General features: G+C 73.8%; 12 protein-coding genes. 7 read left to right on the top strand and 5 right to left on the bottom strand.

Annotated elements, in window-relative coordinates; all coding sequences use genetic code 11:
- Window positions 1-47 precede the first annotated feature (47 nt).
- Both FHS38_RS05595 and FHS38_RS05590 read left to right on the top strand, forming a co-directional pair.
- Entirely contained in the window at window positions 48-341 is a 294-nt protein-coding gene (locus tag FHS38_RS05595) for a hypothetical protein (RefSeq protein ID WP_184731380.1), read from the top strand.
- A gap of 338 nt (window positions 342-679) precedes the next feature.
- Entirely contained in the window at window positions 680-1,069 is a 390-nt protein-coding gene (locus tag FHS38_RS05590; RefSeq protein ID WP_221494667.1) for an SH3 domain-containing protein, read from the top strand.
- A gap of 89 nt (window positions 1,070-1,158) precedes the next feature.
- Here FHS38_RS05590 and FHS38_RS05585 read toward each other — a convergent pair whose 3' ends face one another.
- From FHS38_RS05585 to FHS38_RS05575, 3 genes are all read right to left on the bottom strand, one after another.
- Window positions 1,159-1,638: an NUDIX hydrolase gene (locus tag FHS38_RS05585; protein WP_184731378.1), complete on the bottom strand. Its 480-nt coding sequence runs from the start codon at window positions 1,636-1,638 to the stop codon at window positions 1,159-1,161.
- Between the two features lie 56 nt (window positions 1,639-1,694).
- A complete protein-coding gene (locus tag FHS38_RS05580; protein ID WP_221494666.1) occupies window positions 1,695-2,321 on the bottom strand; it encodes a hypothetical protein in 627 nt (208 codons plus the stop codon).
- Window positions 2,322-2,389: 68 nt separating this feature from the next.
- A complete protein-coding gene (locus FHS38_RS05575) occupies window positions 2,390-3,187 on the bottom strand; it encodes a glutamate racemase (protein WP_184731376.1) in 798 nt (265 codons plus the stop codon).
- A 149-nt stretch (window positions 3,188-3,336) separates the two neighbouring features.
- On the opposite strand from FHS38_RS05575, the gene FHS38_RS05570 reads away from it, so the two are divergent.
- Window positions 3,337-4,506: a glycosyltransferase gene (locus FHS38_RS05570; RefSeq protein WP_184731374.1), complete on the top strand. Its 1,170-nt coding sequence runs from the start codon at window positions 3,337-3,339 to the stop codon at window positions 4,504-4,506.
- A gap of 12 nt (window positions 4,507-4,518) precedes the next feature.
- On the opposite strand, the gene FHS38_RS05565 is transcribed toward FHS38_RS05570, so the two are convergent.
- Window positions 4,519-5,796 carry a TerD family protein gene (locus FHS38_RS05565; RefSeq protein ID WP_184731372.1) on the bottom strand — a complete coding sequence of 426 codons (1,278 nt, stop codon included), beginning with the start codon at window positions 5,794-5,796 and terminating at the stop codon, window positions 4,519-4,521.
- A gap of 263 nt (window positions 5,797-6,059) precedes the next feature.
- Between FHS38_RS05565 and FHS38_RS05560 the strand changes: the two genes are divergently transcribed.
- The 4 genes from FHS38_RS05560 (at window position 6,060) to FHS38_RS05545 (ending at window position 10,826) form a co-directional block, all read left to right on the top strand.
- Window positions 6,060-6,548, top strand: coding sequence for a DUF6643 family protein (locus FHS38_RS05560; protein ID WP_184731370.1), 489 nt, complete (start codon window positions 6,060-6,062; stop codon window positions 6,546-6,548).
- Window positions 6,549-6,620: 72 nt separating this feature from the next.
- A complete protein-coding gene (locus FHS38_RS05555; protein ID WP_184731368.1) occupies window positions 6,621-7,454 on the top strand; it encodes an MOSC domain-containing protein in 834 nt (277 codons plus the stop codon).
- Between the two features lie 204 nt (window positions 7,455-7,658).
- Complete coding sequence (locus FHS38_RS05550; protein ID WP_184731366.1) at window positions 7,659-8,267, top strand: Rv1733c family protein; 609 nt, start codon at window positions 7,659-7,661, stop codon at window positions 8,265-8,267.
- 135 nt (window positions 8,268-8,402) lie between these two features.
- On the top strand, window positions 8,403-10,826 hold the full coding sequence (locus tag FHS38_RS05545) for a right-handed parallel beta-helix repeat-containing protein (protein ID WP_184731363.1): 2,424 nt from the start codon (window positions 8,403-8,405) through the stop codon (window positions 10,824-10,826).
- Here FHS38_RS05545 and FHS38_RS05540 read toward each other — a convergent pair.
- Window positions 10,796-13,129: a hypothetical protein gene (locus FHS38_RS05540; RefSeq protein ID WP_311775268.1), complete on the bottom strand. Its 2,334-nt coding sequence runs from the start codon at window positions 13,127-13,129 to the stop codon at window positions 10,796-10,798. The genes FHS38_RS05545 and FHS38_RS05540 overlap by 31 nt on opposite strands.
- Window positions 13,130-13,293: the final 164 nt, after the last annotated feature.

The raw sequence follows: 13,293 nt of genomic DNA, 5'->3' as shown, positions 1-13,293 counted from the left end.
GACTGCCTACGATGGGATTGCTGTCCGTTTCACAGAGGGGCCGAGCCATGGAGCGCTACGACAGCGAGTTCCACAGCGGTTTCACCCGCTGGATCGAACAGCGCACCGCCCCCGAGGACCGGGACGACAGCATCGAGGTCTTCGGCGTCCTCGCCCGTGCGTACGGCCTCACCGCAGACGTGGCCGATGTCGTCGCGGCCATGACCGGCACCACCGTCGGCGAGGTCGTCGCGGCCTACAAGGCCGACAACACCGAGTGGGCCCGGACGCAGGCGGTGTTCGACCGCCCCGACCTGGTCGCGCTCGAGGCACACCTCGGCACGATCGCCCGCCGGCACTGACGCCGCCGGCGGTCGTTCAGCACGTGCCTCTCAGAGTGCCGTCCGGGCCCCCGGCCGCGCACAGCTTCCGGGGGGGGTCGTCGACCGTCGCACCGCAGGAATCCGGCCGATGCACACACTGTTCGCAGCAGCGGTCCCACATGGTCGCGAAGGCGCAGGCCGAAGCAGCTGAGACCGCCCCGACTCGCCTGATACGCAGGGTGATTGCCCCTGGTGAGTGCCAGTGGCCCCTTTCGGTCAGATGTGTCGTGCATCCGTTCTTCTCGCGCCTTCGTGTCGCATCCTCGGAGCAATCGCGGCAGCCGCACCGGCTGCCCGTCGAGCAAAGGGGGCGACCCATGGGCACGATCAGAACGAAGGCACGGCTTCTCACGGCGGCCGTGGTCCCGCTGCTGGCCGCGTCGGCGGCGCTCGTCGTCACAGCGCCACCGGCCGGGGCCGCGCCCGCCGGGGCCGACGCGTGCACCCACCCCGCCTGGTCCAACAAGTCCGGCGGCAAGGGCACCGCCGCCGGTGGCAGCGCCCTGATACGCACCGGGCCCAGCGAGGACTGTGGTGTGACCGCCGAGGTCGGCACCGCCGTGACGCTGTACTACCACTGCTGGGTGACCAACTCGGCCGGCAACAAGTGGACCCACGTCCGCATCGGGGGGACGGAAGTCAACGGCTGGGTCTACAACGCCCGCCTGGACGACGGCGGCTCCAAGGACCCCAGTAACAGGTGCTGACCGGGTCACCGTGACGCACGCGAGTGGGCCGGCGGTGACCGCCGGTCCCGCTCGCTCTCCGGGTCACGGGCATCGGCCCGCCGCCCACCTCACCCCTGCCCGATCCCCTCGAACCAGGTGGGACCGGCCTCCGTGGCCTGCTTGATCCGCGTCACCGCGAAGTCCTCCATGGGCGGCAGGGCGTCCAGCTCGAACCACCCCACCTCCAGCGACTCGTCGTCGTTGACCCGCGCTTCGCCACCCACATAACGGCAGAGGAAGCAGATGTCCATGAACTGGCAGACGTCGCCGTTCGGGTAGGTGATCCGCTCCAGCGCCTGTACGAGCAGGACCCGCTCCGGTACGACGTGGACCGCCGTCTCCTCGTACACCTCGCGGACCACCGCGGCGGCGGGCTGCTCGCCGGGCTCGGGGATGCCACCGATGATCGACCACTCACCGCTGTCGGAACGCCGGCCCAGCAGGACGCGGCCCTCGTCGTCGAAGACGATGGTGCTCACACCGGGCATCCAGAGCAGCTGGTGGCCTGCCGTGGCACGGATTTCGCGGATGAAGTCGGGGGTCGCCATGCGTCGAGGGTAGTGGGCGGGGTGAGCACCACAGCACGTACGCCCATCGGAGTGACTCAGGCGGAGGCCTTGCGGCCGGCGGCGAGGGCCAGCCGGGCGCGGATCACCCGCACCGCGGACTCGGCGTCGTCCACCGTGACGGTGAACGTATGGCCGTCACCGAGGCGGAGCACGAAGCCCTCCCCTCGCCGCACGACGACGGCGGTGCCCTTCTCCGGACGCCAGCGGTAGCCCCAGCCGCCCCACTGGCGGGGAGTGACACGGGGAGCGAAGTCCGCGTCGACGACCTGGGAGAGAAGGATGCGTGTGCGCGGGACGCCGATGTGGCCGCAGCGCACTTCCAGGGATTCCGTGTCGACCCGTACGGCCACATGGACGAACGCGATGGTGCCGTAGAGCATCAGCAGCCCGGCGGCGACGCAGCCGACCACCGCCATCACCAGGGGGGCGAGACCGGACGTCCACGCGCTGTCGACGGCCAGCTCGATGCCCAGCGCCAGACAGGCGGCGCCGGCGCCGGCCATCAGCCATTGGACGCGGTTGGTCGCCCGCCCGGTCCAGATGGCGACATCGGTGCCGCCCTCGGTCTCCGGGATGACGGGCGGGATCCCGCCCGGCTGCTTGTCGTCCTCGGGGCTCGATGAGCTCCCCTGACCCTGTGGGCCCTCGGAGTGGTCCCTCATAGGTGGCAGCCTACTCACGTTCCGCCACCACGGCAGGGGTCATGCGCGGACGGGACCTGATCGGGTATTCAGGGACGTACGGGACGGGCCGCCGTCAGCGAACGCCCCTCCGGATACGTCAGCGACGCGGGCTCCAGGGCCCCCTCGCGACCGCTGAGCAGCACGGTCAGGTCACCCGTCGGCTCGGCGTCGGGGGCGGGCGAGGCTCCGATGCGGCGCAGCGCCTGGGTGGCGACGGCCAGGGCGGAACCGTGCAGGGTGACGGGGGGCCCGGTGAGCGCCGACGGGGGCCGGACGGCCGCGCGAATACGCTCGGCGACGAGTTCGTAATGGGTGCAGCCCAGGACGACGGCGCCTACCTCGCGGGGCGTGCGGGCGGCGGCCGCCGCGATCGCGGCGTCGACGGCATCCGCGTCGGCCCGCTGCACGGCGTCGGCGAGCCCCGGGCAGGGCACCTCGGTCACCTCGACGCCGGACGCGAAATCGCGGATCAGGCCGCGCTGGTAGGGGCTGCCCGTGGTGGCCGGGGTGGCCCAGATGGCGATCGGGCCTCCGCCCGCCGCCGCGGGCTTGATCGCGGGCACGGTCCCGATGACCGGAAGCTCGGGTTCCAGTTCGGCCCGTATCGCGACGAGGGCGTGCACGGACGCGGTGTTGCAGGCGACGATGAGCGCGTCGGGACGGTGTGCGGCGGCGGCGCGGGCGCAGGCCAGGGCGTGCTCGATGACGTCCTCGGGGGTCCGCGGTCCCCACGGCATGCCGTCGGGGTCGGAGGACAGGACGAGATCGGCGTCGGGCCGCAGCCGGTGCACGGCGGCGGCCGCCGCGAGTAGGCCGTTACCGGAGTCCATGAGCGCGATCTTCACCCGGTCACTTTAATCGATGCGGTCGAGCGCCCTTGCGGGACCGTACGGCCCGGGCCGCCGGGGCCGGTCGTCCCGTGCCCGGGACACGGCCCGCCCGGGATTCGCCGGGGTACCCGCGCGGGCGCCGTCGGTGCGGCAGACTGCGGCGGATGAGCGCGCTGACTTGGATCTCCGTCGGTTCCCTGGCCGCGTGGGTGTGGCTGCTGCTGGGGCGGGGCTTCTTCTGGCGCACGGACGTCAGGCTGCCGGAACGCACACCGCCCGCGCGGTGGCCGTCGGTCGCGATCGTGGTGCCGGCCCGGGACGAGGCCGAGGTGCTCCCGGCGAGTCTGCCGTCGCTGCTCGCGCAGGACTATCCGGGGCGGGCCGAGATCTTCCTCGTCGACGACGGCAGTACGGACGGCACGGGCGAGCTGGCCCGCGCCCTGGCGGCCGCGCGCGGCGGGCTGCCGCTGACGGTGGACTCTCCCGGGGAGCCCGGGCCGGGCTGGACCGGCAAGCTGTGGGCGGTACGGCACGGCATGGCGCTCGCGCGCTCCCGCACCGACGCCGAGTATCTGCTGCTGACGGACGCGGACATCGCGCACGCGCCGGACAGTCTTCGGGAGTTGGTCGCGGCGGCGCACTCGGGCGGGCTGGACCTGGTGTCGCAGATGGCGAGACTGCGGGTGGCGGCCTTCTGGGAGCGGCTGATCGTTCCGGCGTTCGTGTACTTCTTCGCGCAGCTCTTCCCGTTCCGCTGGGTCAACCGCCCGCGGGCACGGACGGCGGCGGCCGCGGGCGGGTGCGTGCTCCTGCGGACCGAGGCGGCACGGCGGGCGGGCGTGCCGGACGCCATCCGGCAGGCGGTGATCGACGACGTGTCCCTGGCACGGGCGGTCCAGCGGTCGGGGGGCCGGATCTGGCTGGGGCTCGCGGACCGGGTGGACAGCGTCCGCCCGTACGAGGGCCTCGGCGGGCTGTGGCGGATGGTCTCGCGCAGCGCCTACGCCCAGCTGCGACACCATCCCCTGGTGCTGGCGGGCACGGTCGTCGGGCTGGCGGTCGTGTACCTCGCCCCGCCGGTGGCGGTGGTCGCGGGCGCGCTGACCGGCGAGACCGTGCCGCTGGTGGTCGGTGCGGCCGCGTGGGCGGTGATGACGGGGACGTACGTACCGATGCTGCGCTACTACCGTCGGCCGTTGTGGTCGGCGCCGCTGCTGCCGTTCACCGCGGCGTTGTACACGCTGATGACCCTGGACTCGGCGGTGCAGCACTACCGGGGCCGGGGCGCGGCCTGGAAGGGGCGGACGTACGCCCGCCCGGAGGCCGCGCCCTGAGCCCCTGGTGGATCACTTACGGCCCGGCGTCCAGTTCATGCCCCAGCCGTACGCGCGGTCGAGGGTGCGCTGCGGGCTGACGCCGCGGTCCGGGACCAGATAGCGGGCCTCGCGCTGGACGACGAGGTCGCCGCCGTTGTTGGTGATGAGGGCGAGCGCGCAGACGGGGGACGGCACGGTGCACTCGTCGAGGGAGAAGTCGATGGGCGCGCCGTGCTGCGGCTGGAGGGTGACGGTGGCGTTGAGGTTGGCGAAGCTGCGGGCGCCCTCGTAGATCGTCACGAAGACCAGGATGCGCCGGAAGTCGGCGATGTGGTCGAGGTTGACGGTCAGGTTCTCACCGGCCGCCGACGCACCGGTCCGGTCGTCCCCGTCGAGGTGGATGAAGGGCGGCTGGTGCAGCGAGCCGAAGGAGTTGCCGAGGGCCTGCACCACGCCCTTGCTGCCGTCTCTCAGCTCGAACAGCGCGCCGAGGTCGAGGTCCAGGTCGGAGTGGAGGGCCATGGCTTTGCCGAGCTTCTGGCCCCAGCTCTTGAACTGCTTGTGGACCTGCCAGTTGAGGTTGACCCGCAGCGCGCCGGAGGTGCCGCCCTGCTTGGTGAGGGAGACGGCCGGGGCGTCCTTGGTGAGCGTGACCTTGGTCAGCCGCACGGGCTGGGGCGGAGGCGGCGGGGCGGCCTGCGGGGCGGGGGCGGCGGGCTGCTGCCGCACGGGCTGCGCGGGCGGGGCCGGGGTGACGGGCGCGGGCCGCTCGGACACGGGCTGCGGCTCGTCGACGCTGATGCCGAAGTCGGTGGCCAGGCCCGCGAGGCCGCTGCCGTAGCCCTGGCCCACGGCCCGGAACTTCCATTCGCCCTGCCGGCGGTACAGCTCCCCCAGCACGAAGGCGGTCTCGACCGTGGCGTCCGTGCTGTCGAAGCGGGCCAGTTCCGCGCCGCCCGCGGCGTCGAAGACCCGGATGTGCAGCCCCGGCACCTGTCCGAACGAGCCGCCGTCGGCGGAGGCCGCGAGGACCACCGTCTCGATCGCGGGCTCGACGGCCGCGAGATCGACGGTGAGGGTGTCGGTCACCGCGTCACCGGCGGGGCGCTTGCCTTCGTGCCGCACCGCGCCGGAGGAGTGCACCGCTTGGTTGTAGAAGACGAAGTCCGCGTCCGAGCGGACCTTGCCGGCCGCCAGCAGCAGGGCGGACGCGTCGACGTCCGGCACGCCGGGGCCCGATCGCCAGCCCAGCTCGACCCGCACCGCGGGTGCCGGAATCCGGACGTTGGTGCCTTTGAGCATCCCCATGCTCCACCCCTCTGAACGAGCTGAGTCTCTGGATCGTTCCAACGTACCCTGAGGTCCTTTTTCGCCGACAGCGGCTGACATCTCGTCAGCAGCGTCCGTATCGCGGCGATATGGGCGTGCGCATGGGCGGCCACAGGTGACCAATGGTTCACTTCTGCCCCACCCTGCCGCTTGTGCCCCGATCTGCGTCTTTGCAGGTCAGAGGCGCACCGCGGGTACCTTGCCGTAGACCGGGGTCAGGTCGTGGGCTTAACTTATGGGCTATGACCTCCCCCCGCAGCACCTACGGCGGCGGCTACTACGCCGCGTCGTCGTTCCCGGACACCCCCATCTACGACAGCCTCGTCGCCGAGCGGGGCACCCCGCAGATCGCGCCGATCCGGGTGTCCGCCCCGTACGACATGGGCAGCCAGCAGCCGGCGCTGCCCGCCCTGCCGGCACTGCCCTCCGGGCCCTCCGCGCAGCAGGTGCCGCAGGGCCAGCAGGGCGGTTACGCCACGCAGGCACCGCAGTACGGCCAGCAGATGTCCGCGCCGCAGCCGACGGGGCTGCAGCAGGCTCCCGCGCCGTACATCCCCCAGCAGGCATCGGCGCCGCGCGGCTACCCGGGTCCGCAAGCCCAGCAGCAGCGCCCGGGGGGCGTCGCGGGTCCCGCGGGGTACGAGGCGATGCGCCCGGTCACGCCCCGCCCGGCGCCCGCGCCGTACGAGGACCCGTACAACCGTCCGTACCCGAACCAGGGCGGATACTGACCGACCCGCACCGATCGGTCCGGCCGCCGGGCCGATCACCCAACTGTCCGACCCGGATGGCAAAATGACCGTATGTCCAAGCCCGTACTGAATGCGGTTCACTGCTATCCGGTCAAGTCGATGGCGGGGTACGGCCCCGGCGAAGCGGCCGTGGAGCCGTGGGGGCTCGCCGGGGACCGGAGGTGGATGCTGGCCTACCCCGACGGTCGGATGATCACCCAGCGGCAGCAGCCGCGGCTCGCGCTGGCCGCCGCGCGCCCGTTGCCGGGCGACGGGATCCGGCTCACCGCAGCCGGGGCCGAGCCGCTCGACGTGGCCGTGCCCGCCGTGGGCATGCCCGGCGAGCTGTTCACCGTCGAGCTGTTCGGGGACAAGGTCGAGACGGTGCCCGCGGGGGCCGCCGCCGACGCGTGGGTCAGCGCGCACCTCGGGTGCGAGGCCCGGCTCGTGCACATGGACGAGCCGGCGGTCCGCCGCCCCCTCGATCCCCGCTTCTCCCGGTCGGGCGAGACCGTGAGCTTCGCCGACGGCTATCCGCTGCTGCTCACCACCAGCGCCTCGCTCGACGCCCTCAATTCCCTGATCGCCCAGGGCGGCCACGCGGCCGAGGGCCCGCTGCCCATGAACCGCTTCCGGCCCAATGTCGTGGTCGACCACACCGCGCCCTGGGCCGAGGACGAGTGGCGGCGGGTGCGGATCGGGGACGTGACCTTCCGGGTCGCCAAGCCCTGCGGCCGGTGCGTCATCACGACGACCGACCAGAGCACCGCCGAGCGCGGCAAGGAGCCCCTGCGCACACTCGCCCGGCACCGCCGGACAGGCGACAAGCTCGTGTTCGGGCAGAACCTCGTCCCGGAGCACACCGGGGTGCTGCGGGTCGGTGACAGCGTCGAGGTCCTCGACTGAGCGTCTCCGGCCGAAGCCGCCCGGGCCCCCGCCGGGCCGGATCGTCCCCGCCCCCGTTTCGCGACTGAGCCGCCCTTCACCCCCGCCGCACGTCAACGCGCCGCCCCGATCGTGGTCCACCGGGGGTGATTTTGCGCCCCGCGCCGCCTTCCTCCGCATGCGATGCCCTGCGTGAGGTATCTACGGACGGGTGAGGGGGTGAGCATGGTGCGTGCGACGACCTGTCCGTGGCACTGGCGGCGCAGCCCGCTGCGCCGCCGGAGCGATGTCTTCGAGGCCTGGGTGGGGGTGGTCGCGGTGCTGCTGACGCTGCTCGCGGGGCCGGCCGTCGGCTGGAGCGCGGGCACACTGGCCCACGAGGCACTGCGGCAGACCGTCCGCGAACAGCACCGGCACCGGCATCCGGTGAGCGCGACCGCCGTGCGGTCCGTGCCGGGCGGGCGGTCCACGGAGAGCGATCACGACGCGGCCGCCGACCGTGAGGGGTACCACCGGATCGTCGCCCACTGGCGGGGCCCGGACGGCACGGCGCGCTCCGGCACGGTCTCCGTCCGTCAGGGCACCGGCCCCGGCGACCGCTTCCCGCTGTGGACCGACGACCGCGGGCGGGTCTCGGCCCGGCCCATGGCCCCCCGGACCGCCGCCGTCCACGCGGTGCTCGCCGGCTTCGGCGCCGCCCTCGGCACCGGTGGCCTGGTGGAGATCGCCCGTCGGCTGGTCGTATGGCGGCTCCTGCAGCGGAGGTACGCCCAATGGGACCGCGCGTGGGAGCGGGCCGGCCACACCTGGGGGCGGGCGGACGCGGGGAGCTGACGAGGGGGGACGTGGGGCGGACGTAGAGCGGAGGGGCCAACTCCCTTGGCCCACGCACGCTACGGTGGGAGCGGCCGGTACGCATCCGTCCCGGGGGAACGCACGCGACGTACGAGGTGGGGGCACGGCAGCGCCATGGCACAGGGGTCGGTCCAGGTCACGCACACCGGCACGGCGCGGTGGCGGCGGCGTGCGGGAGAGTACGACTGTCTCGCCTCGGCACTGGAGGCCGCCGCCGACGGGGACGTGCTGTTCATCGCGCCGGGCACCTATCGGGAGAACGTGGTCGTCGCGCGGGACGTGACCCTGCGCGGCGCCGAGGGAGCCGTCGGGCCGGTGCGGATCGCACCGGCCGAGGGCGTCGCCCTGACCGTCCGGGCCTCCGCGACGGTGATCGATCTGCACATCGAGGGCCAGGACTCGGCCGCGCCCGCCCTCGTCGTCGAGGACGGGGCGCCGGACCTGGCCGACCTGCGGATCACGACCCGTTCCGCGGTGGGCATCGAGGTGCGCGGCCGGGGCTCCCGGCCGACCGTGCGCCGCTGCGCGGTCGACAACCCGGGCGGGATCGGCATCAGCGTCCTGGACGGCGCGGGTGGCGTGTTCGAGGACTGCGAGGTGGTGGCCGCGGGGCAGTCGGGGGTGGCCGTGCACGGCGGTGGCCATCCGCGGCTGGAGCGCTGCCGGGTCCATCACACCTCGGGCGCGGGCCTGTCGCTGACCGGCGAGGGCAGCACCCTGGACGCGGTCGACTGCGAGGTGTACGAGATCAGGGGTGCCGGTGTGCAGGTGGCGGCGCGCGCCGCCGGCCGGCTCACCGGCTGCCAGGTGCACCGTACGTCCGGGGACGGCGTCGTCCTCGACACCGACGCGGTGCTCGCCCTCGACGGCTGCGACATCCACGACGTCCCGGAGAACGGGGTCGATCTGCGCTCGCGGTCCGTGCTGACGCTGACGCGCTCGACGGTGCGCCGCTTCGGGCGCAACGGGCTGTCGGTGTGGGACCCGGGCACGCGGGCGGAGGCGGAGGACTGCGAGATCCGCGACAGCACGGGCGACTATCCGGCCGTGTGGGTGAGTGACGGCGCGACCGCCGCGCTCGGCTCCTGCCGGGTCCGCGAGGTCCCGGACGCGCTGTTCGTCCTGGACCGCGGCTCGCGGCTCGACGTCGTCGACAGCGACCTCTCCCAGGTCCGCAACACCGCCGTCTCGGTGCGGGACGGGGCGACGGCGCAGCTCGAGGACTGCCGCGTCCGCGAGGCGGCGACCGGGGCCTGGTTCCGTGACCACGGCAGCGGCGGCACGCTGACGGGCTGCACCTTCGACGCGACGGCGACCGGTGTCATCGTCACCAAGGGCGCCGACCCCACCGCCCTCGGCTGCACGGTGAGTTCACCGGTGGAGGCGGGGTTCTACGTGTCGGCGGGCGGCCGGGGCACGTTCGACGACTGCCGGGTGACGGGCAGCGCCGGCTACGGCTTCCATGTCATCGACGGCTGCCGTACGACGTTGACCCGGTGCCGTACGGAACGGTGCGCGCGCGGTGGGTACCAGTTCGCCGAGGACGGCCCGGTCAGCGAGGGCTGCACGAGCGACGAGAGCGCTGTCCTGCTGGCGGGGGTCTCGCGGGCGGTGCCGGGGCCGGCGGCCACCGCCCCGGCCGTCCGCCCGTCGGTGCCGCGGGTGGCGGTGCCGGCGCAGCGCTCCCCCGAGGCGTCCGGGCCCGCGGGCGGCGCCTCCGGGTCCGTCCGCGGCTCGACGACCGTGCTGGGCGAACTCGACGCGCTGGTGGGCCTGGAGAGCGTCAAGCGTGAGGTCCGCGCGCTCACCGACATGATCGAGGTCGGGCGGCGCCGTCAGGAGGCGGGCCTCAAGGCCGCCTCCGTCCGCCGGCATCTGGTCTTCACCGGCTCCCCCGGCACCGGCAAGACCACGGTGGCCCGCCTCTACGGCGAGATCCTCGCCTCCCTGGGCGTGCTGGAGCGCGGCCATCTGGTGGAGGTGTCGCGGGTGGACCTGGTCGGCGAGCACATCGGCTCCACCGCCATCCGCACCCAGGAGGCCTTCGACCGGGCGCGCGGCGGGGTGCTGTTCATCGACGAGGCGTACGCCCTGTCGCCGGAGGACTCGGGCCGGGACTTCGGCCGGGAGGCCATCGACACCCTGGTGAAGCTGATGGAGGACCACCGGGAGGCGGTCGTGGTGATCGTCGCCGGGTACACCGCCGAGATGGAACGCTTCCTGACCGTCAACCCCGGGGTGGCCTCGCGCTTCTCACGCACCATCACCTTCGGCGACTACACGCCCCGGGAACTGCTGCGGATCGTGGAGCAGCAGGCGGACGAGCACGAGTACCGCATCGGCGAGGGTGCCGCCGATGCGCTGCTCACGTATTTCACGGCCATCCCGAAGGGGCCGGCGTTCGGCAACGGCCGGACCGCCCGGCAGACCTTCGAGGCGATGGTCGAACGGCACGCGGGCCGGGTCGCGCAGCTGCGCGACCCGAGCACCGACGACCTCACCCTGCTCTACCCGGAGGATCTGCCCGAGCTGCCCTGAGGCTGCGTCGGCATCCACATCGCCAGCCGGGCCAGCAGCATGGTGCGCTCCTGGGTGAAGGCGGGGTCCGTCTGATAGTCGGAATGGCCGAGGATCGGCGCGGGCAGCGGGTGGTCGACCGTGCGCCCGTAGGCCAGGGGGTCCTTGAGGGGGCCGCAGTCGACCTCGGTGCCCGTGCCCTCCGGGAGGCGGATCGGGCCGCCGATGGGGTCGGTGAGCCGCCACAGATTGCGCCAGCAGTGTATTTCGCCGTGCAGCGCGGTGAGTTGGGCCGGGCCGAAGTACGCCGGGAACCAGCGCCCGTAGAGCCGCTCGATGGGTGAGCCGTAGGTGAGCAGGGCCACGCACCGGCGGGTTTCGGGGTCGAGTTGCCAGACGGCGGCGGCCGCGAGGACGCTGCCCTGGGAATGCCCGGAGATGACGAGCCGGCCTCCGGTGCGCTCGGTCCAGCTCTGCATGCGCCAGGTGAGGTCGGGGACGGCGCGCTCCGCGTAGCACGGGGGTGCGAAGGGATGGGCGGCGCGCGGCCAGAACGTCCCGACGTCCCAGAGGATGCCGATGGTGCGGCGGGCGGCGGGGTCGCGGTAGGCGCGTCGGCCCCACGTGAGCAGCAGCACGAAGCCCACCCCCACGAACCACGAGCCGAGGGCCTGCACGGCCTGTGCCCCGTCCTCGACGACCCCGGGGCTGCCTTCGGCGGCCTGGCCGGGCACATCGCTGGTGAGCCAGGCGCCGGCCACGGCGCAGCCACCGAGGAGGAGGGTCAGCGCGGAGACCGCGCCGAGCACCCAGGGGGCGGAGTCGGTGAGTCCCGCGCGGGCGATGACGCTCGCGATGGTGCGCGTACGGGCGTTGTCGGGGCGCTCGCCGGGGTAGCCGTCGGGGACCGTGCGGAGCAGCCGTCGGCGCACCACGAGGGTCTGCGCGGCGAAGTAGAGCAGCAGCACGAGCAGCGCGGCGAGCAGCACCGGGATGACGGACGCCTGCCAGGAGAGCACCACCGGGGGCCCGGGCATCGGTCCCTCCCCCATGCCGGGGGTCGCGTCGCCGTCGAGCCAGTCGGCGATGCGCTGGGCCGCGCCGCCGGCCATGACGCCGCCCAGCGCGCAGGCGAGCATCGCGACGGCGGGACCGGCGAGGCCGCGCAGCGGGGTCCGTTCGACGGGGGCTGCGCGGTGCAGGCGCAGGGCGGCGAGCGACAGCAGGACGACCAGGGCGCCTTGGGTGAGGGCGATCAGGCCGAACGTCCTGTTTCCGGGCAGCATGCCGTCGGAGGTCCAGCCGGGCCGGCTCCATGCCGTGTGCAGGGCGGCGAGCAGCAGGAGGGCGAGGGCGGTGCCGGGCAGCAGCCGCGTGGTGAAGCGGTCGAGGGTGTCGTCGGCCCTGTTCTCGCTGCGGCCCCGGCGGCAGACCACGAGGACCACGCATCCGGCGGCGGCCGCCAGCGCCGCGTCGAGCGCCCAGCCCGCGGTGTCCAGCGTGGTGCTGCCGCCGGGGCGGCGGTCGTAGCGGCCGGAGGCCTGGCAGAGGACGGCGGCGATGGTCAGGAACCCGGCCGCGGTGTGGGCGGCGCGCAGCCGGGCCACGATCCGCCGGCCGTACCAGAAGCCCGGCAGGCACAGGGCGGGGCGGCCGGTCGCCCGCCGGTCGCCCTCGACGACGGTGCGGCCGGTGGGCTGCTGGGACTCGTACGCGCTCCACGTGCGGTGGGAGAGCAACCACAGCGTCGCGATCAAGGCGGTGGGGATGACGGCGGCGAGCGCGAGCCGGCGTCCCGGCCCGCTCCACCAGCCGCCGCGCCCGGCCGACATGAAGCCGAGCCATGACTTCTGCGCGGAGCACGCGCGCGTGCCCGCGCACTGCCACGCCGTCAGATCGAGGGCGACCTCGCAGACGGCGGCGGTGAGCAACACGGTGAGACTGAGCGCGATCAAGCGCACCAGCACGCCGTACACCCGCACGGTCCTGCCGCGGTCCCGTGCCGTGGGCCGCATCCAGTGCGCGAGGTTGACGACCATGAAGGGCAGGAGCAGCAGCCACAGGGCGCGCGTGCCGTTGCCGGAGGTGAGGTTGGACCAGACGTACGCCTCGCGGACCGGCTGTTCGCGGTAGTCGTGCGGCCGGTCCTCCGCGTCGCGGTCCTCGACGCGGCGGTGGATGCCGGCGATGTCGTCGCCCGCGACGCGGTCGGTGCGGGGGTCGGTCAGCATGCCCTGCGCGGTGGCGCCGCCGACGCCGTGCACGAGGAGTTCCAGCGCGAGCCGCGCGTCCGCGCACGGATCGGTCTCGGCCTCCACGTCCACGGGTTCCGCGGCGGGCGCGCGCGTGACCGCCGCGTCGGGGCGGTCCGCCCCGGCGGTCCGGCCGAGCGGGCCGCCCGTCTGTTCCTTCGCGTCCGGTTGTTCGGTCGATGCCACCGTGTCCCCCGATCCCGGTGTGGTGTCACGCTCCAAGGATTGTCCCGGCG

The sequence above is a fragment of the Streptomyces netropsis genome, from assembly GCF_014203545.1.
Taxonomy (GTDB): domain Bacteria; phylum Actinomycetota; class Actinomycetes; order Streptomycetales; family Streptomycetaceae; genus Streptomyces; species Streptomyces netropsis.
Note: the sequence above shows the minus strand (reverse complement) of the source record. Positions and strands in the feature narration are given on the sequence as shown.

Coding starts and splice junctions, on each gene's coding strand:
- FHS38_RS05595 (WP_184731380.1), top strand. CDS start 48: ATGGAGCGCTACGACAGCGAGTTCCACAGCGGTTTCACCCGCTGGATC.
- FHS38_RS05590 (WP_221494667.1), top strand. CDS start 680: ATGGGCACGATCAGAACGAAGGCACGGCTTCTCACGGCGGCCGTGGTC.
- FHS38_RS05585 (WP_184731378.1), bottom strand. CDS start 1,638: ATGGCGACCCCCGACTTCATCCGCGAAATCCGTGCCACGGCAGGCCAC.
- FHS38_RS05580 (WP_221494666.1), bottom strand. CDS start 2,321: ATGAGGGACCACTCCGAGGGCCCACAGGGTCAGGGGAGCTCATCGAGC.
- FHS38_RS05570 (WP_184731374.1), top strand. CDS start 3,337: ATGAGCGCGCTGACTTGGATCTCCGTCGGTTCCCTGGCCGCGTGGGTG.
- FHS38_RS05565 (WP_184731372.1), bottom strand. CDS start 5,796: ATGGGGATGCTCAAAGGCACCAACGTCCGGATTCCGGCACCCGCGGTG.
- FHS38_RS05560 (WP_184731370.1), top strand. CDS start 6,060: ATGACCTCCCCCCGCAGCACCTACGGCGGCGGCTACTACGCCGCGTCG.
- FHS38_RS05555 (WP_184731368.1), top strand. CDS start 6,621: ATGTCCAAGCCCGTACTGAATGCGGTTCACTGCTATCCGGTCAAGTCG.
- FHS38_RS05550 (WP_184731366.1), top strand. CDS start 7,659: ATGGTGCGTGCGACGACCTGTCCGTGGCACTGGCGGCGCAGCCCGCTG.
- FHS38_RS05545 (WP_184731363.1), top strand. CDS start 8,403: ATGGCACAGGGGTCGGTCCAGGTCACGCACACCGGCACGGCGCGGTGG.